Origin of the sequence: Pseudomonas sp. SMN5 (genome assembly GCF_052041925.1) — a bacterium.
Lineage (GTDB): Bacteria > Pseudomonadota > Gammaproteobacteria > Pseudomonadales > Pseudomonadaceae > Aquipseudomonas.
Genome location: NZ_JBKGGX010000015.1, coordinates 1 through 14,869, shown reverse-complemented (window position 1 = coordinate 14,869; position 14,869 = coordinate 1). Strand labels below are relative to the sequence as shown.

Sequence of the window (14,869 nt, the reverse complement as noted above, 5' to 3'; positions counted from 1 at the left end):
ACACCAGCCAGGCCATGTAGAGCAGGGGGAGGATCATGGCTGAACCTCCTTGCCCGCGGCGGCCATTGCCTCATCGCACATGAAGTTCATTTTCTCGGGCGTCATCTGCCCCCATGAGTGCGGGAAAGCCTGAAGATCATTCGCCAGCACACTGAAAAACCGCCACCGCTCGGCATCCTGGCGCAGCGCCTCGTTCTCGGCCCGGAGTTGGTCGGCCAGGTGCCAGGGAGTCCAATAGCCGTTATCCATCGGCACGGCCAGGGGCTGCTGTGGGCCATTCCAGCGCAAGCCATAGCGAGGCAGTCCTTCACCGTCCGGCGGTCGCGGAGGATATCCAGGCATCAAGCCCTTGAGTTGGTCGATCTCCGCGAGCAGGGCCAGGACTGCGGCTGGGTCGGCAGCGGCGATGAAGTCGAGCGCCGCGCTATAATTCTCTTCCTCTACATCGTGCCCCGCATCAGCATCCAGCAAATGCCGCGTGTAGCCGTCATCCTTGAAGTAAAGGGAATCGTTTTCCACAATCCATGGACCGCCCGGAGCAGCCTCGGCCAGCCGTTTCAATTCGATGTTATTGCTCATGACATCACCAATGCAGCAGAGAGGATGAGAAGGCCCCACAGGATTGCGCTGAGGGCCAGGGCTTTGGGGGTCATGGGTTCACCAAAGGACGAACCCACACGCAGATAGGGCCATCGTCTGCGTCATGGATCGAGAAGATGAACCACCCTTCACCAGCGGGAGGCGTCGGCTGCCAGGCCGAGCAGTCAGGGATGCCATTCGCGAACCAGGATTCTTGCAGGTCGTCCGGGGCGTCGTTCTCGAAGTCACGTTCGCGCACCTCAAGACCCCTATCGGTGAACCATGCATATGGGATCAGTTCGTCATCAGTGGACGGCCACTCTGGGTGAGTCCAGAAACCAAACTCGTCGCGCTGGACGGGTGCCGGCTGGATCAAAACAGTTTCTTCGGGCATGCGTATCTCCATCCCGCCACATGGGCAGGCTTGATAGGGGAAGGGGTTATAGAGGGATGGAGTACAGATGTACTCCTATCGGGATTTTACCCAGCGCCGGACATACAGCTCGCAGCCACTCGTCAAGCACACGCCATTGGTCATGCCCAGATGGGTTGTTGGTGTGCCGCAACCACAGTGGCATTTCTTTTTCCGGCCTGGGCGCCTGGGCCGCAGTTCCATGTATCGGATCTGCTCGGGTAGGCCGCCGATCTTGCCCCAGGCTGCAGTGCCGCTGCGCATTGCAGCAGAGCGGGCCGCCGGAGATAAGCCATTGAGATCAATCATGGCTCGTCGTACTCCATCGGCGGCATTGGCACGATGCCGATTATGTTGGCGGAGACAGGGGCGGCCCTCTCCAGGCTCTGGCACTGATCGAACCAAGCCCGGCGCGATTGCTCCCGGTCAGCCAGTTGCGTTTCCAGCTCGTCGTTGCGCTGGTCTGCCGTGGTCAGGCGCTGTTGTAGGGCCTGGTTCTCGGCGGTGACCCGGTCGAAATCGGCGCGGTCGACAAGCTGGATGTGCACATCATCAAAGCCAGTGATCAGGCGCTGCTGAAGCTCTTCAATCAGTTTCGATTCGGGCTGAATATCGTTTTCGCCGAGCTCGGTTGCGTCCCATGCGCCGCCGAGCACCAGGGTTGCCAGGGTTTTTACTTCGCTCATCCTGCAATCTCCATCGATACCAGATCATGGGCATTCACAACCGGCAGCGGATCGTCGTGTCCAGGGCAACCGCCGCCGGAGAAATCGAACCCCTCACAGGGTGGGCCGAATGGCAGTACCTCTTTGCCCTGGGCCAAAGCTTCGAGCAGATGGTCTTTCGCCTCGTCGGCGGTGCACTTGGTGCCGTCGTCATGACGAAACAACCCGGTGAGCTGGCGCTTGCTCATGGTCTTGAGTGAGCCGCGCACGTCGAGGCAGCAGTGCAGTGTTCGGCGGGTTCGGGTGAGGACCGCGCCTGGTTGGTTTTCTGTAGGCATGGGGAGTCCTTGCCGGGCCAGGCCCGGGCGGTGGAGTGGGGAGTTATGTTTCGATGTAGGCGGCTATGAACTGCGTCGCCGCTTCAGCATTGATGGCGTTTCCGTAGGCGCGTAGTCGCTCCACGATCGTGGGATAGCCTGCAACCAGCGGGACAGTTCCGGGTTCAAGTGGCCGACATGCTCCGTCGGCGCCGACCACTGCGATCGAGGAAGGCAATGCATCCTCGCCGCATCGACCAGCGTCACACCGTCGTGATGCTTGCTGTCTGGATCGCTGCGTCCGGACGTCCTGTTTCTCCCGCCGCGGGAGTCGTTGACCGTCGGTGTCGGCCACGAGATAAAGGCGTTGGCGCCCATTGGCAGAGCCGACCCCCGCAGAGCAGATATCAACCGCCCCGAAGGCGTAGCCCTCTGCTTCCAAGTCAGTTTGAACGCGGTCGATCCAGAGCAGGCCAGCCTGGCTTGCAACCTGCTCACCAAAGACGACTGGAGGGCCATGCTCTTTGATGAGGTGGTGCCAGGCCGGCCATAGGTGCCGCTCATCAACAAACCCAGCCCCTTTGCCTGCCGCGCTGAAAGGTTGGCAAGGACAGGAACCGGTCCAAACAGGTCGATCGTCTGGCCATCCAGCACGCCGAAGGGCGAGCGACCAGACGCCGATGCCGGCGAAGAAGTGGCACTGTGCGAAGCCGCGCAGGTCGCTTGGGTGGACATCCTCGATACTCCTTTCATCCACGACACCCGGCGCAATGTGGCCGGCCTCTATCAGGTTGCGCAGCCACTGGGCGGCGTATGGGTCGAACTCGTTGTAGTAAGCGGCCATGGCTTCGCCTCGCCAGGGTGGCGTGAAGTGGGTTTGTGGGCTATTGGTTGATGGCCCGGCATGGGGCCGGGTCAGCGTTTCGGGTAGGTCTTGGTCAGCGCGCCGTTGACGACATGGCCGCGTTTCAACACGACCCGAGCCAGTGCGGCGCGATCCTTCTCGCTGTGGCTGGCCTGGCTGAGAAGTCCGAAGTAGCTGTTGGCCGTTTCGCGCAGGCCCTCGGCGGGCGCCTGAGCAGTTCGTTTCAGCGCCTGGGCCAGTGAGCGTTTCCGCGTCGTGCGCCGCCACGGCTTGATGACGTGCCCGACGAAGTCAACGCCTCGGTCAACTGGCTGCAAGATGGTCTTGCTTGGGTTCAGCTTCGCGCCCAGGCTGGGCAGGAATGCCTCGACCTGGGCCTTCCACTCGTTGAGTTGCTGCGGCGACTCATGCAGGAACACGAAGTCATCGACGTACCGGATGTAGTGCTTGGCGCCGAGCTGGTGCTTGGCGAACTGGTCCAGAGCGTCGAGGTAGACGTTGGCAAAAAACTGCGACGACAGGTTGCCGATGGGCAGCCCGAGGTGCGCCGGCTGCGCGGTCAGGCGCTTGTGCTGCGGCACCCGATTGAACAGGTGGGCCGGGCTGCGCACCTCGTAATCCTCGCGAGGGTCATGCATCAAGATCGTTTCAGCCAGGGACAGCCACCATGGCTCGTTGATCCTGGCTGCCAACTGCCGCCACAACACCTGCTTGTCGATGGCGACGAAGAAGTTCGCCAGATCGCATTTCAGGTAGAACACCGGCTTCGACCAGTTCTGGCTGGCGCTGCGGATTTTCGATTCAAGGCGCTTGGCGGCGTACAGCGTGCCGCGCCCTTGGATACAGGCGCAACTGTCCGCTATGAAGCTGCGCTCGATCCGTGGAGCGATGTGGTTGTAGAGCAGATGGTGAACAATGCGGTCTCGAAAGTCCGCTGCCCATACCTCCCGGGCTTTTGGCCGGGTAACCACGAAACAGATTGAGCGGCCTGGCCGGTAGGTGCCGGCGATCAGGTCGCTGTGAAGCGCTACCAGGTTCCTTTCCAGATTCATTTCGAAAGCCAGTGCGCTGGCGCTGTTGCGCTTCGTGCGGCGGCAGTCGTAATAGGCGTGGACCAAATCGGAAAACGGGTAGGGACCAACAGTCGAAGCTGCGGACGGGGCGGACGCGGAGCTCGTTGTTCTTGTCGTTGTTGTTCTGATTGCCATCATCGAAGTTCATGTTGTATGCGTTGTTGGCGGAGCGCTGCGACCGATCGTGCTATCTACGTCGCCAAGTCGAAGGCAAAGCCGATCAGCAAGGAAACTGCGCGAGACCAACACGGACGCTTTAGACCGGCGGTATCTCTTGTGCGCATGGCGGTGGCCCATGGGCCAGCGGCACGACCAGATTCAATTCGCACAGACCTGAAAGCCGTAACTCTCAAGTGGCGGGCGCGGTTGGGGTAGAGCGTTTCCAGGCGTTGGCCTGTTTGCCAATGGAGGTGGTGACCTCGATAGCCTTGGCATGCTGCGGGACGCTGATGAACCGGCTGTCCTTGAAAAGCCTCATCAGGAACTCGATGACCTGGACCTTCTCTACCAGCGAGGTCAGGTGTGGATGCTTGTCCCGGGTCGAGTTGGCCCGGGCAATCAACATCAGCACGTCAATGCACTCATCAATCACTCGTTTGCCGAGCGACTGTTTCAGGTCGCGGGGGATGTTTCGGGTCAGGTTCGTAGCCATCTGGAGAAGGCCCATTGAAACCTTGTAGATCGCCAGCTCGGTATGCATTCCCATTGCAGTGTTTCTCCATGAAAGCCACCGGCCGCAAGCGGCCGGATTAAATAAGCGAATTAATCAATCAATTGACTGCGGACGGGGCGGACGCGGAGCTCGAGGCCCTTGACGAAGTTGAGCTGAATGCCACCATCGAAGGTCAAGTAGTATGCGAAGTTGGCGGAGCGCTGCGAACTAGACCAATACCAAGTGTCGCGGAATGCCTCGGGGCCACCTTCCCGGAAAGCTGCGACGCTTGTCTGGACGGGTGATTCATCGGTGTACAGCAGGCCTACCGGCTCGCTGTTCGGGTTGTCGCCGTTGCGCCCGTACTCCCAATTCGCTTCGGTGGTCGGCTTGAAGTGCCGGTATTGCAGCTCCTGCACATCCCGCGCCGGGATCGCCCAGTCGCTGAAGCCGCCGATGTTCAGGGCCAAGACCTTCTGTGCCAGATCACTGCCAGCGGCCGCCATAGCCTCGGTGTTGGACCGGCTGTTGGTGAGGCTGTCGGCGCCTTCGATCTTCTCGCCGTACTTGCCCCAGGCGCCGACCAGCTCATGCTCGGCGCCGGCGGTGATGTTCAGGTAACGCTTGCCGGTCTCCGGGTCACGGGTGATGCCGGAGAAAAAGCCACCACCGAAGGGCTGGCCGATTTCTGGAATGGTCACAGCTGGTGCTGCTTGAGCTACTGCGGACATGGTCTTTCCTCTTTTCGAAGGCAACAAAAAAGGCGCTGCTGCGCCCCGGTGCCGGATCAAGAACGGATGAATAAAGGATTAAATAAAGAATCTGCGGACGGGGCGGACGCGGAGCTCGTAGACCTTGCCGTCGTAGTCCTGAATGCCATCAACGAAGTTCATGTAGTATGCGTCGTTGGCGGAGCGCTGCGAGCTCGACCAGTACCATGTGTCCTTGGCGAACAACTCGGGCACATTCACCCAGCAGTGGTACAGCTCGGCGCAGGCCGGCAGGTAGAAGTCATGATTACCGTCGGCCTGGTACTCAGCGCACGCATTCGCGGCGGGGTGCTCCTTTTCGTCGCCGACCAGCAATTGGGTGTTATAGAGACCGTCCGTCTTGCTGGTGCCGGCCAGGTCAACCCCGCGTCCACCCCATTCGTGGCTGCCCACATCGTCCTTGGCGATGATCAGGTAATGCGCCGGGACATCGCCGCGAGCCGCCACCAGGCCGCCGTTGTAGCCACCCTGACCGGGCCAGTACTCACCCAGTCCAGGGATGGTGGTTGGCTCGACCTGCTGCACATTGGCCGCTGGCGGGAGAGAGCTTGCGAGCAGGGTGGCGATTGCAATCTCTGCCAGCCTTGGGCGGGCTACTTTGAAGTGGATGCCATTGTGTTCCAGTTTCACCATTTCGGATTTCATGGGGTTTCCTCGGGATGGCGCCGCCCTCCGTGACCGGTGGTGGCAATTTGGTTTGGGTTGGGGTATTACGGGTGACCGGCATCGGGTCGGATCAAGGAGCCAGCTGCATGACCGACACAGAAGAGTGCTATTACGAAAAAAGAATACTGCAGCACCGGAAATGGTTTTTTTGCTACGTGGTCCTGGCGATACTGGTTCCGATTGTTGTTCTTGGAGTCGTCTGGGAGTTTGACAAGCCCAGCTCATGGATTTCTCGGGCTGGCGCGGTAATGGCGGCAATCGCCTTCCTCGCGCACCTCAAGTCTGATGCGATGCTGGGAGTTTTAAAGCCCGGCGGAATGGTCGGAATGAGTTTCAGCGGGACCAAGAAGAAGTATCTGCCGCGCCTGACTTGGTATGGTCGCGTCGCAGTCACCATTGTTCTCGTTGGGACGGTTGTCTGGGGATTCGGAGACTTGCTTCCAGTCGGTATATCCACGCCGTAGCCTTCGATTACGCCTCAACACCGGTCGCGGCAAATTCTTCAAGCTTGCGCGACCACTTCTCCTTAATAATCAATTCCGGTCGCGACATGCTCGCGAAGCGTTCCGATTCTTCGGCAGGCGCCGCTGCCAGATTGATGATGAAGCTCGATACCGTCTCCTGCCACTCTTCGAAGCCATGGCGCTCGCCGAGGATCTGAAGCGCATCTTCAAGCGCTTTCGAGACAATCAGCGAACGCTTCTCGGCGCCGATCCGATCGAGCATCGCCTTCTCCTTGGCTCGCTTGTCTTTTTGCAATTGCGCGTTGCTCTTGGCCATGGCCTACCTCTTCAATTCCACTGGCCGGCAGTGCCAGCCAGGTCTGTCGTTTGCGTTGTTGGGTGCGAGCTATGCGACGCATGAAGTACATCCGCGTCGCGCTTTCGGGTAGTCAATTCCGTGCTCTTCCAGGATGCGTTCCAGGGTCTTGTTGGCGATCCCCAGCTTCCCGCACACCTGGCGCCGAGTGATCCCCAGCTCAAGGAAGGCCCGTATCCGCTCGGCGAACTTTGCGTCCCGGGCTTTCATATGCTCTTGCCGGTGCGCGTCGTTTGCGCCACCCCTGGTAGGCCGCTTGAACGTCAGGCCATGTTCCTGGGCGATGTTGTAGAGTTTGCGTCGGCTGACGCCCAACTTCTCGACAACTTCGGACTGGGTGTGTGTCGCTGCCATCGACCGGATCGTTTCGACCTGTCTCATTCTTTCCTGGTGGCGGATGTCCACCACAGCGACGGGGGCAGGCTCCGGTTGTGGTTTTCGGCGCACAAACGGCTTTGGCGCCGGTGGCATCTGATTGCTGTAGGTGATTGGTCTGGGCTTGTACCCGAAGGGCTCGGCGACTTCGATCCGTCCGCCGGCTGCCAGGAACTGGGCTACCTGGTCGGATAGGGCGTCGGCCTGTGGCCGGTTGTGCTCGACCAGGCTGAGGTGGTTGCTGATCATGGTGGCCTCAACGAGAAAGCGCTTTGCGCATGAAGGGATCAAGGTCGGCCTGGTTCAACAGCCAACGCTTGTAGTCGGCTGGCAGATCGGCGATCGCCATGCCCTTGTGCTTCCCGAACCCAATAATCGTGGGGATCCGGGCGTTCTCTGATATTTCCCACAGCTCCTCCCAGCCCCCAACCGGCCGGCCCAACATGTCGGCCAAGGCGTCGAGAATCTTCACGAGAAGTAAACGGCAGTTCTTCACGTCGTCCAGCGCGGCGTGGGCGTTCTGGAGCAAGCCTTTGGCCTCGGCCCGGTAATGCAGGTAAATCATTGCCGACTGAGAGTGGCTATCTGCTGAAGGCCAAAGCATGGTGCTTAGCGCCCGGGTACAGATGCGCTTCACCTCCGGCTCACCGATCACTCGCCAGTCGTAGTCAACGTTGTGCCCGATCATGTAGGCCAGCCCATGGGGAAGCCTGAAATCGGTATGTGGAGGATGGTCAGCCAGTTCCTCGTCGAGAATGTGACTGGTTGCCAGCGCGCTCAGCTCGATCGGCTTACCCGGCTTATACCGCCGGATGAATTCATCGGTGACGGCCAAGCTGCTGATGTTTTCAAGTTGCAGCCAGGCCGCCTCGACCAGGTGCGGGTCGGTCAGCCCGGTTGTTTCACTGTCGAAGATGTATGCATTCATGCTGACTGCCTTTCAGGAGAGAGTTCCGATTTGCGCTTGTCTTTGGCGGCGACGACCTGGGTAATCAAGTCGTCGAAGCCCGCGGCTACGGCCTTGGCTGCATTGAACGCAGACTGCAGCGAGGCCATGTCCTTTGCAGATGCGATGTCGGCCAGCGCATCAACCAGCAGTTCCTTGGCCCGATCCTCTGGGCTTACGCCTGAATTCAACCAGGCCAACAGGCGCCGGCCGGTGTCCTGCGTGATCAACTCAGGCTCTTCGAAGAGCTTCGTTCGGTCCTTGCTCGCCATTGCGGTGTGCCCGTCATGGGTCAGATCTAGCACGACGGTGAACTCGTAGTCGGTACCGTCGCGTTGCTCAGACTTCATGCCCAGTTTGAGGATCTTCTTGCCCTCACCCTGGACGGTTTCTGTCTTGCTGCGCATCGTGCAGATGATGTGCAGTGAACTGGTCAGAATCTTGTCGGTGAGGCGCCGGTGGCGCGGCGTGGTTTCGTTCCAGGCAGCCCAGGTGTTGCCCTTGAACTTCTGGTGGGCGAGTTTCTCATTCGCTTCCAGGCAGCCACCAGAACCGGTCCATTCATGGGAATAACTGTCGATGATCAGCACGTTGTAACCAGCCTGCTCGGCCGCGGTGATAGCCTCAACGTAGCGCTCAGGGGAATACGGCGCGTTCAGCTCAAGCGAATCGAAATCCGCAATGTCGGCGTACAGCGAGGCGCTTCCGTGCTCGGTGTCTATCACCGCGATCCGGCCACCCAGCCCCATGGCAAGGAGGAGGGCAGAGTAGGTTTTTCCTGAACCGGATGGCCCGGCAAGTGCCAGCCGTAGCTTGGCCTGCTTGCGTTCGGCTTTTTTGAACATCTTGAGTTACCTCAGATTGGTTGGTTGTCCCACTGCTGTTGTATGCGGCGGGCTTCGTCTTCGTATTCTTTGCGCTGGTCACCGGTGAACCTTTCCGGCAAGAACTCACCGACCTGAGCCCAATCCATCTGGGCGGCCATTCGAGGGGATATATTCATAAGTTGTCTCAGTCGGTTAGGTGACCGGCATAGGCGCTGACAAGCATCCAAGCGGTGCACAACAGAAGGACGATGGCCGATCCGCGCCAGACGTAGAGCCTGCGCAGTTGCTGGCGGGTCATCGCAACACCTGCGATAGCTGAGGCACCTGACAAGCAACATGGCGATCCCTGACTACGGTATAGGCCAGCATGTTCATGAGTAGAGCGGCAGTAAGAATCCAGGCGAGGCATTTCATCCGAACAGCCTCGCGATGAGCATTCCACGCCGCGTCTCAATCTTGATGCGGACAGGTAAGTCGGCGACCAGAAAAAAGCCCTGTCTATGCAGGGCTTCAGTCATAGCTTTCGCATTTCGAGCGATGATCGTCATGCTCCTACTCCTGGTAAAAGTTCGACGTAGCGGGTCAGTTCGGCAGCGCGTATTTGCTTGAGGTAGTTGTCGCGCTCGCTGGTGGTAATGGCGGACAACTCTTCTGAAAGGAAGGCGGCCATGCGCGCCCGGTCAGCGGTCAGCACTGGAAGCAAAGATGTCGGGATTGCGGAAAGCTCAAACTCAATGCGGTGAGTTGCAATTGCGTGGGCGTTCATTGCTTCTTTACCTCCAGCCCCCAAAACTCAGCGATCTGATCAACCGCTGCGTTGATCCGAATCGCTAGAGCCTTCTTGCGGACTGCCTCAATCGCTCGCTGCTCTTCCCTGACCTGGGCCTGGGCCTGAAGGGCGCCATAATCGTGGTACAGGTCTTTGTGAGATGGGCGCGGCCGGCCAAATTCATCGAATTCTCTGTCCCAGGCCCGAGCCTGGGCGCTATCTGCGTAACTGGTTGCCATAGTCGCCTCCAGGGTGGCGTTATTCGGCGCGAGCCAAGTCAAGCTCGATCAGAATTTCACTGACAAGCCCGTTCACATCCCCCTCAGAGCAGGTAAATTCCTCGCTCGGGATCTCGGACGAGTTGTAGTTATCGAAGATGGCGTGAATGGCTGCCCACTTCTCTGGGCCAAGCTCGACTTCGTAGGCGCCAGTCTCAAATAGGTACCGGCGTTCGTCCTCGTCTTCATCTGATGGAGGTAGCGGAATCGGCTGCCAGTGGGTTGGTTTGATCTTGTGGCCCCAACCAACTGAGACGTACCAGATATCGTCGTAGGCAAGGCTTTCCGGTGAGGCGCACCGCTTTTGATGGTTGAGCTCCGCCGTGGTGAGCTGCTGGGTGCCGAGAGCTGTCTCAAAGCAGACCAGGACTTTCTCGTTGTAGGCAGGCAGCCTGTCGCTGCACTTGATCCAATCGCTCATGCTGCCTCCGGCCAATGGCGTTCAATGCTTTCCTTCGCCGCCCTAGTGAGACGTTGGTAGCTGTTCACGGTAGAGCAGCCGGGCATGTCGCCCTCAAGCTCAACGCACGCCTTGATGTCACACGACCTTGAGCAAACCCAGCCGCCGTAATAGTTGCGGTGCACTATTCCGTCAGGCGCAGGGTGATATGCCAGCCCGCCCTTGTAGTACGGCGAACCGCGCAGCTTGAGGCCGCACCCTCGGCACACCGCTTGAGTTTCAGTACAGCTATGCATGGTGATCTCCAGTTGGGCTGGGTGATGCAGGTGGGCGGTATAGGCCGCAGTTTCGTCCGCATCGGGGTGTGATCTGCGCGGAAGGCAAGCCCCGCTTTGCGCCTCTGAGTGCGCCCCCTCAAGCCACGCTCCGGTGATTTCTCACTGCCTGGTCGTGGTCTCGCTTTCTTCCCGAGGTCGCGAACCCTCGTGTCTCGGCTAGTTGCCAGCGCCTTAATGTCTGCTGGCGGTTCAGATCACACTCCGATGCGACCTGGCGCTGGGGAGGACCAGGTGCTCGGGCAGTTAACGACAGGGCTGTCGTGGCGCTGGTTGATCGTTTACCAGGCTCCGAACCAGGCGCCCGTTCCGTGGACAATCGCCACCGGGAAGAAGATTGCGCCAGCGATCAGAAAGCCCCAGCTCGCAGCCTTGAAGCACACGAACAGATGCGTGAGCCACGCGGTGAGAAACCAGACTGCTACACCCACACCTACAAATATTTTCATTTTTGACTCCCGATTGTTTTCCCAATGCCCACCACACTGGATGGGCATCAGTGAAAAGGTCCGTCATGCTGCGAAAAGATCTTGCTGTTCCGGCGCCGGCGTCAGGAAAGCGACCAGCTGCTCGGTCGGCCATTCCGTTACGTCGGTCCAATCGGAGTACAGAACCTTGAACTCGGCCGGGTGCAGCCACCGGCCTTTCTGCTTGTCCGGGCTGATGCAGAACTTGAAGCCCTGGTCGCGCAGGCTCATACCGCCGCCTTGCAGTCAGCCGCCGTCATGCGCTGCCCATCTTCCAGCTCGACGACATGCACGCTGCTGACGTAGCCACGCTCCGCGTTGAGCCGGTTGGCTTCGCGGATGCATGCTGCCAGATCGTTGTCGGTGAATACCTGCAACTCCCCGCGCAGGCTGATGCGGAGTACCTTGTTCATGCTGCGTTCCTCCAGTTGATTTCCAATGCCGCCTCATAGAAGCGGCATCAGTAAATCTGTGGCGCCGTGACCCGCTGCTGGCGGCCGTCATCGGCTTGAATCGAATGTCGCGTCTCACCGTTGGCGCCGGCTCCCCGGTCACCCCAGCTCAACTATCCGTCTCGCTTAAAGATCTTGGTTCCAGTCGGTCCCGCTTTCCGGGGCTGGGAGATCATTTCGCTGATCCCGTGCTATCTGGCGGCTTCACCAGTCGTGTGGCGGGTCTGTTGAGGCCCTGGCGAGGCGCTGTGGCGTCTCGATGGAATGGACGATACGTCAGCGTATCGATTGAGTCAATACGCGCACGCATTATTTTTGATGAGATTCTTTCTCCCTCTTTGATCAGTGGGGTCAGTTGAAATGGATGTCGATGTTTGTGCGTATGGGGCTGGTGCCCCCGTCTTACTGGGAGAGTGGCTAAGGTGGCCCTTAAAAGAGCAAAGAATAGGGCTCCCCTACAACGGATCGCCTGAAGAGGCAGCTCTGGCATTGCTTAGGAATGAGGGCTGGATCGGTGAGCACACAGAGGGAAATTTGACCCGGGCAATATTCCGGGCGCTGCTACTTCCTTATCTGATAGAGCGAAATCCGTACAAATCTGTCGACCCGCTTCGAACGCCCTTGATGCATGCGATCCACTATCTAGTTCCAATGACAGCGCAAGGGCTTGAGGGCGTTCTTGCGGGTGGTCGTGACGTCCCGGCGCAGCCAATCCAGGATATGCACCAGGTTTTGGATGCGCGACTTACTGATCCCGGTTCAGTAATCGAGGATTACGCCAGAGTATGCAGCGCCTGCTCCGCTGTTTGGCCCAAAACCCCGTCGGGAAGGCCTATAGCTCATTTGTTCCTTGAGGCTTACCCAGCAGATTTTTGGCATCAACTACTGGATATTTACGCGAAGTATGACGGCGCGATGGCGCATGGGTGGCCGGACCTAGAGCTGACTAACGGGAGGGAGGTCTTGATGGTTGAGGTAAAGGTGAAGGACAGGCTGACGGCGCACCAAAAACAAACGATTCCGCGGCTTTTATCAATGGGTGTTGGGTGTCGCCTTGTACGCTTGATTTGATTGGGCGGCCCAGAAGGGCCGCAGGGTGTTGCTACAGAACTGATCGAGGCCATTTAGCGTCCACGACACGCCCAACGATAGTCCAGGTGTTGTCCACCTCTACCGTAGGAAAGGCAGGATTCAGAGGCTTCAGATAGGCCTTTCCAGAATCCCATATGAACTGCTTGAACGTTGCTTCGTTGGTATCGATCAACTTCGCTACCACATATTGCCCATTTTCGACGTCACTGCCAGGCGCAACTAGAATGATCATCCCTTCGCTGAAACTCATTCCATTGGTGGATGTCATCGATGGGCCTCGGACTTTTAGCCAGAAACCATTAGGCCCCGCCCATGCATCGGAAGGGTGAATGGCTTCGAAGTCACCAACATTGAACAAATCCATCGCTTCGCATGCCACGCCAGCTTGCACCCAACTTATCTCCGGATACTCGTAATAGCGTGTCGGGCCTGTAGTCGGCTCGACGTTTGCGTCAAAAGATTCATTCTCTTCCTTGACCCCACCATCCCATAGCCACCTGCTGCTCACGCGAAGTGCTTTGGCAATTTTCTCTATGTTGTCGCGCTTGGGAGACTTCGATTCTCCTGAAATTATCCGATGCACTGTGGGCTGAGTAACGCCTGCGCGCCGAGCCAGCTCCCCCTCGCTCCAGCCTTTCGCTGCCATTTCAGCAGCAACCCTATCTCCAATGTGCATGGCTCACCAATAAACAAACGTATTGCGGGAGTGTATTGCCTATGCCGATACGACTGCGTATCATGAAATCAATACGCTGCCGAATTGGAGGCACACATGACTATTCAGGAAATGCTCACCGAGCTTTTCGCATATGGGCTCTCCCAAAAGGCCATTGCTGATCGCATCGCGACTACTCAGCCGACGATTCACCGGGCCAGCAAAGGCGCGGACGTTCGGTACGAGACAGGCAAAGCAATCGAGAGCCTTTACCGGGACACCTTAAAGAAATCCGCCGCTTAACCCTTTCGAACAACCAAGGAGCCTCACCAATGGCATACGACGACCCAGCACATAAACGCAGCGCTGTGATCAAGGCGCGATACACCCCGGAGGATCTGCGCTACCTGCGCATGGAGGCCAAGCAGGCCGGCATGCAGCTCGCCACCTATATCCATGAGCTGTCCATGGTTGCCCGCCGCTTGGGAGCTGCTCAGCTGATCCGCGAGATGAATGCCTGCGCACAGGATAAATCAGCTTAAGGGCCCTATGGAGGACCTATGCCTGAAAGAACCTTCGACTTACTGGAAGAAGGGGCTCAGGACGAGGTTAGACAGTTAAGTGTCGAGCTCGGATGGAGCCTCGAATACGCGACGAAAGAGTACCTGAAAGCAGGTAGATCACTCGCGATCCAGGCCCAGATGGAGCAGATGAAGCGCAAAGCGCCTCTGCTTTCACTGGTTGAACACAAAAAGGGCCTCGAAGGGGGCTAATTGCGGTGCGCGAAGAGGGCCCTGCTTTCTTCGAGACGAAAAAAAGCCGGGATTGCAGCCCGGCTCTCTTAAACACGTTGTGGAGCAAATCATGCATCAATCCAACCAAACGATCAATACCCAGGCCAATGTCGCGACACGTTTTGGCAGCTCTGAAAACGTGTCGCGAATTTCTTCAGTGACTCCATTCAACTTCCACGGCTTCCAGGTCCGCGTGATTGACGACGGGCACGGCGAGCCATGGTTCATCGCCAAGGACATTGCCGAGGCACTTGGCTACGCCAACACCTCCAAGGCGATCAACGCTCACTGCAAAGCCGTCAACACCTGCCATACCGAAATGGGAGGTCAGGTCCGCGCAGTGCAGATCATTCCAGAACGCGACCTCTATCGGCTGGTGATGAAATCGAAGCTTCCCGCTGCCGAGCAATTCGAGGAATGGGTTGTGGGGCAAGTCCTGCCGACCATCCGCAAAACCGGTGCTTATTCGGTCCAGCCAACGAACAACTCCAAGATCGTCGGCGAACTCGCCATCCTGGAATGCTTCGACCGCCTGCTGAAGCCAGCACCGTCGAGCAAGATGATGATGCTTGCCCAGATCGCCACCAACAACGGCCTGGATGCCAAGTTCCTGCCAGGCTACGCCGTCGACTCCGCGCCTGACGCCGCCGGCGGCTCCTCA

27 protein-coding genes are annotated in these 14,869 nt (G+C 58.6%); 5 read left to right on the top strand and 22 right to left on the bottom strand.

Annotation, left to right across the window (positions count from 1 at the left end; translation table 11 throughout):
* Positions 1-33: 33 nt before the first annotated feature.
* The 9 genes from ACLEJR_RS16350 to ACLEJR_RS16310 form a co-directional block, all read right to left on the bottom strand.
* Positions 34-579 (bottom strand): hypothetical protein, encoded by a 546-nt coding sequence (locus ACLEJR_RS16350; RefSeq protein WP_440815076.1) that lies wholly within the window; start codon positions 577-579, stop codon positions 34-36.
* Between the two features lie 70 nt (positions 580-649).
* A complete protein-coding gene (locus tag ACLEJR_RS16345) occupies positions 650-973 on the bottom strand; it encodes a hypothetical protein (RefSeq protein ID WP_440815074.1) in 324 nt (107 codons plus the stop codon).
* Positions 974-1,296: 323 nt separating this feature from the next.
* Entirely contained in the window at positions 1,297-1,677 is a 381-nt protein-coding gene (locus tag ACLEJR_RS16340; RefSeq protein WP_440815072.1) for a hypothetical protein, read from the bottom strand.
* The gene (locus ACLEJR_RS16335; protein ID WP_440815071.1) at positions 1,674-1,994 is read right to left on the bottom strand and encodes a hypothetical protein; all 321 of its coding nucleotides are present in this window, start codon (positions 1,992-1,994) and stop codon (positions 1,674-1,676) included. Before ACLEJR_RS16335 ends, ACLEJR_RS16340 begins: the two co-directional genes overlap by 4 nt.
* Positions 1,995-2,037: 43 nt before the next feature.
* On the bottom strand, positions 2,038-2,817 hold the full coding sequence (locus tag ACLEJR_RS16330) for a DNA cytosine methyltransferase (protein ID WP_440815069.1): 780 nt from the start codon (positions 2,815-2,817) through the stop codon (positions 2,038-2,040).
* A 71-nt stretch (positions 2,818-2,888) separates the two neighbouring features.
* On the bottom strand, positions 2,889-3,890 hold the full coding sequence (locus ACLEJR_RS16325; protein ID WP_440815068.1) for an RNA-directed DNA polymerase: 1,002 nt from the start codon (positions 3,888-3,890) through the stop codon (positions 2,889-2,891).
* Between the two features lie 370 nt (positions 3,891-4,260).
* A complete protein-coding gene (locus ACLEJR_RS16320; protein ID WP_440815067.1) occupies positions 4,261-4,617 on the bottom strand; it encodes a four helix bundle protein in 357 nt (118 codons plus the stop codon).
* A gap of 56 nt (positions 4,618-4,673) precedes the next feature.
* Positions 4,674-5,294 (bottom strand): DUF1566 domain-containing protein, encoded by a 621-nt coding sequence (locus ACLEJR_RS16315; protein WP_440815065.1) that lies wholly within the window; start codon positions 5,292-5,294, stop codon positions 4,674-4,676.
* A gap of 78 nt (positions 5,295-5,372) precedes the next feature.
* Positions 5,373-5,978 carry a DUF1566 domain-containing protein gene (locus ACLEJR_RS16310; RefSeq protein ID WP_440815064.1) on the bottom strand — a complete coding sequence of 202 codons (606 nt, stop codon included), beginning with the start codon at positions 5,976-5,978 and terminating at the stop codon, positions 5,373-5,375.
* A gap of 107 nt (positions 5,979-6,085) precedes the next feature.
* Between ACLEJR_RS16310 and ACLEJR_RS16305 the strand changes: the two genes are divergently transcribed.
* On the top strand, positions 6,086-6,463 hold the full coding sequence (locus ACLEJR_RS16305) for a hypothetical protein (RefSeq protein ID WP_440815063.1): 378 nt from the start codon (positions 6,086-6,088) through the stop codon (positions 6,461-6,463).
* Positions 6,464-6,470: 7 nt separating this feature from the next.
* Here the strand turns inward: ACLEJR_RS16305 and ACLEJR_RS16300 are convergent, their stop codons facing one another.
* The 13 genes from ACLEJR_RS16300 to ACLEJR_RS16240 form a co-directional block, all read right to left on the bottom strand.
* Positions 6,471-6,779: a hypothetical protein gene (locus ACLEJR_RS16300; protein ID WP_440815062.1), complete on the bottom strand. Its 309-nt coding sequence runs from the start codon at positions 6,777-6,779 to the stop codon at positions 6,471-6,473.
* A 69-nt stretch (positions 6,780-6,848) separates the two neighbouring features.
* Positions 6,849-7,442: a hypothetical protein gene (locus ACLEJR_RS16295; protein WP_440815060.1), complete on the bottom strand. Its 594-nt coding sequence runs from the start codon at positions 7,440-7,442 to the stop codon at positions 6,849-6,851.
* A gap of 7 nt (positions 7,443-7,449) precedes the next feature.
* The gene (locus ACLEJR_RS16290; protein WP_440815059.1) at positions 7,450-8,121 is read right to left on the bottom strand and encodes a 3'-5' exonuclease; all 672 of its coding nucleotides are present in this window, start codon (positions 8,119-8,121) and stop codon (positions 7,450-7,452) included.
* Complete coding sequence (locus tag ACLEJR_RS16285; protein WP_440815058.1) at positions 8,118-8,984, bottom strand: ATP-binding protein; 867 nt, start codon at positions 8,982-8,984, stop codon at positions 8,118-8,120. Before ACLEJR_RS16285 ends, ACLEJR_RS16290 begins: the two co-directional genes overlap by 4 nt.
* An 11-nt stretch (positions 8,985-8,995) precedes the next feature.
* Positions 8,996-9,142 (bottom strand): hypothetical protein, encoded by a 147-nt coding sequence (locus ACLEJR_RS16280; RefSeq protein WP_440815057.1) that lies wholly within the window; start codon positions 9,140-9,142, stop codon positions 8,996-8,998.
* A 234-nt stretch (positions 9,143-9,376) separates the two neighbouring features.
* Positions 9,377-9,514 carry a hypothetical protein gene (locus ACLEJR_RS16275; RefSeq protein ID WP_440815056.1) on the bottom strand — a complete coding sequence of 46 codons (138 nt, stop codon included), beginning with the start codon at positions 9,512-9,514 and terminating at the stop codon, positions 9,377-9,379.
* On the bottom strand, positions 9,511-9,732 hold the full coding sequence (locus tag ACLEJR_RS16270) for a hypothetical protein (RefSeq protein WP_440815055.1): 222 nt from the start codon (positions 9,730-9,732) through the stop codon (positions 9,511-9,513). The genes ACLEJR_RS16275 and ACLEJR_RS16270 overlap by 4 nt, the downstream gene beginning before the upstream one ends.
* Positions 9,729-9,974, bottom strand: coding sequence for a hypothetical protein (locus ACLEJR_RS16265; protein WP_440815053.1), 246 nt, complete (start codon positions 9,972-9,974; stop codon positions 9,729-9,731). The genes ACLEJR_RS16270 and ACLEJR_RS16265 overlap by 4 nt, the downstream gene beginning before the upstream one ends.
* Before the next feature lie 19 nt (positions 9,975-9,993).
* Positions 9,994-10,434: a DUF551 domain-containing protein gene (locus tag ACLEJR_RS16260; RefSeq protein ID WP_440815051.1), complete on the bottom strand. Its 441-nt coding sequence runs from the start codon at positions 10,432-10,434 to the stop codon at positions 9,994-9,996.
* Between the two features lie 595 nt (positions 10,435-11,029).
* Positions 11,030-11,197, bottom strand: a complete 168-nt coding sequence (locus ACLEJR_RS16255; protein WP_440815050.1) for a hypothetical protein — start codon at positions 11,195-11,197, stop codon at positions 11,030-11,032.
* A gap of 63 nt (positions 11,198-11,260) precedes the next feature.
* A complete protein-coding gene (locus ACLEJR_RS16250) occupies positions 11,261-11,446 on the bottom strand; it encodes a hypothetical protein (protein WP_440815048.1) in 186 nt (61 codons plus the stop codon).
* On the bottom strand, positions 11,443-11,628 hold the full coding sequence (locus ACLEJR_RS16245; protein WP_440815046.1) for a hypothetical protein: 186 nt from the start codon (positions 11,626-11,628) through the stop codon (positions 11,443-11,445). The genes ACLEJR_RS16250 and ACLEJR_RS16245 overlap by 4 nt, the downstream gene beginning before the upstream one ends.
* Positions 11,629-12,769: 1,141 nt before the next feature.
* A complete protein-coding gene (locus ACLEJR_RS16240; protein ID WP_440815044.1) occupies positions 12,770-13,435 on the bottom strand; it encodes a LexA family protein in 666 nt (221 codons plus the stop codon).
* Between the two features lie 96 nt (positions 13,436-13,531).
* On the opposite strand from ACLEJR_RS16240, the gene ACLEJR_RS16235 reads away from it, so the two are divergent.
* The 4 genes from ACLEJR_RS16235 to ACLEJR_RS16220 form a co-directional block, all read left to right on the top strand.
* Entirely contained in the window at positions 13,532-13,717 is a 186-nt protein-coding gene (locus tag ACLEJR_RS16235; protein WP_440815042.1) for a hypothetical protein, read from the top strand.
* Positions 13,718-13,746: 29 nt separating this feature from the next.
* Positions 13,747-13,956 carry a hypothetical protein gene (locus tag ACLEJR_RS16230; RefSeq protein ID WP_440815040.1) on the top strand — a complete coding sequence of 70 codons (210 nt, stop codon included), beginning with the start codon at positions 13,747-13,749 and terminating at the stop codon, positions 13,954-13,956.
* An 18-nt stretch (positions 13,957-13,974) separates the two neighbouring features.
* On the top strand, positions 13,975-14,187 hold the full coding sequence (locus ACLEJR_RS16225) for a hypothetical protein (RefSeq protein ID WP_440815038.1): 213 nt from the start codon (positions 13,975-13,977) through the stop codon (positions 14,185-14,187).
* 91 nt (positions 14,188-14,278) lie between these two features.
* A partial coding sequence (locus tag ACLEJR_RS16220; RefSeq protein WP_440815036.1) for a BRO-N domain-containing protein occupies positions 14,279-14,869 on the top strand: 591 nt, incomplete at its 3' end.

Coding starts and splice junctions, on each gene's coding strand:
- ACLEJR_RS16315 (WP_440815065.1), bottom strand. CDS start 5,294: ATGTCCGCAGTAGCTCAAGCAGCACCAGCTGTGACCATTCCAGAAATC.
- ACLEJR_RS16345 (WP_440815074.1), bottom strand. CDS start 973: ATGCCCGAAGAAACTGTTTTGATCCAGCCGGCACCCGTCCAGCGCGAC.
- ACLEJR_RS16295 (WP_440815060.1), bottom strand. CDS start 7,442: ATGATCAGCAACCACCTCAGCCTGGTCGAGCACAACCGGCCACAGGCC.
- ACLEJR_RS16235 (WP_440815042.1), top strand. CDS start 13,532: ATGACTATTCAGGAAATGCTCACCGAGCTTTTCGCATATGGGCTCTCC.
- ACLEJR_RS16255 (WP_440815050.1), bottom strand. CDS start 11,197: ATGAAAATATTTGTAGGTGTGGGTGTAGCAGTCTGGTTTCTCACCGCG.
- ACLEJR_RS16265 (WP_440815053.1), bottom strand. CDS start 9,974: ATGGCAACCAGTTACGCAGATAGCGCCCAGGCTCGGGCCTGGGACAGA.
- ACLEJR_RS16310 (WP_440815064.1), bottom strand. CDS start 5,978: ATGAAATCCGAAATGGTGAAACTGGAACACAATGGCATCCACTTCAAA.
- ACLEJR_RS16250 (WP_440815048.1), bottom strand. CDS start 11,446: ATGAGCCTGCGCGACCAGGGCTTCAAGTTCTGCATCAGCCCGGACAAG.
- ACLEJR_RS16350 (WP_440815076.1), bottom strand. CDS start 579: ATGAGCAATAACATCGAATTGAAACGGCTGGCCGAGGCTGCTCCGGGC.
- ACLEJR_RS16285 (WP_440815058.1), bottom strand. CDS start 8,984: ATGTTCAAAAAAGCCGAACGCAAGCAGGCCAAGCTACGGCTGGCACTT.
- ACLEJR_RS16335 (WP_440815071.1), bottom strand. CDS start 1,994: ATGCCTACAGAAAACCAACCAGGCGCGGTCCTCACCCGAACCCGCCGA.
- ACLEJR_RS16305 (WP_440815063.1), top strand. CDS start 6,086: ATGACCGACACAGAAGAGTGCTATTACGAAAAAAGAATACTGCAGCAC.
- ACLEJR_RS16245 (WP_440815046.1), bottom strand. CDS start 11,628: ATGAACAAGGTACTCCGCATCAGCCTGCGCGGGGAGTTGCAGGTATTC.
- ACLEJR_RS16275 (WP_440815056.1), bottom strand. CDS start 9,514: ATGACGATCATCGCTCGAAATGCGAAAGCTATGACTGAAGCCCTGCAT.
- ACLEJR_RS16270 (WP_440815055.1), bottom strand. CDS start 9,732: ATGAACGCCCACGCAATTGCAACTCACCGCATTGAGTTTGAGCTTTCC.
- ACLEJR_RS16340 (WP_440815072.1), bottom strand. CDS start 1,677: ATGAGCGAAGTAAAAACCCTGGCAACCCTGGTGCTCGGCGGCGCATGG.
- ACLEJR_RS16325 (WP_440815068.1), bottom strand. CDS start 3,890: ATGAATCTGGAAAGGAACCTGGTAGCGCTTCACAGCGACCTGATCGCC.
- ACLEJR_RS16230 (WP_440815040.1), top strand. CDS start 13,747: ATGGCATACGACGACCCAGCACATAAACGCAGCGCTGTGATCAAGGCG.
- ACLEJR_RS16280 (WP_440815057.1), bottom strand. CDS start 9,142: ATGAATATATCCCCTCGAATGGCCGCCCAGATGGATTGGGCTCAGGTC.
- ACLEJR_RS16320 (WP_440815067.1), bottom strand. CDS start 4,617: ATGGGAATGCATACCGAGCTGGCGATCTACAAGGTTTCAATGGGCCTT.
- ACLEJR_RS16260 (WP_440815051.1), bottom strand. CDS start 10,434: ATGAGCGATTGGATCAAGTGCAGCGACAGGCTGCCTGCCTACAACGAG.
- ACLEJR_RS16225 (WP_440815038.1), top strand. CDS start 13,975: ATGCCTGAAAGAACCTTCGACTTACTGGAAGAAGGGGCTCAGGACGAG.
- ACLEJR_RS16300 (WP_440815062.1), bottom strand. CDS start 6,779: ATGGCCAAGAGCAACGCGCAATTGCAAAAAGACAAGCGAGCCAAGGAG.
- ACLEJR_RS16290 (WP_440815059.1), bottom strand. CDS start 8,121: ATGAATGCATACATCTTCGACAGTGAAACAACCGGGCTGACCGACCCG.
- ACLEJR_RS16240 (WP_440815044.1), bottom strand. CDS start 13,435: ATGCACATTGGAGATAGGGTTGCTGCTGAAATGGCAGCGAAAGGCTGG.
- ACLEJR_RS16330 (WP_440815069.1), bottom strand. CDS start 2,817: ATGGCCGCTTACTACAACGAGTTCGACCCATACGCCGCCCAGTGGCTG.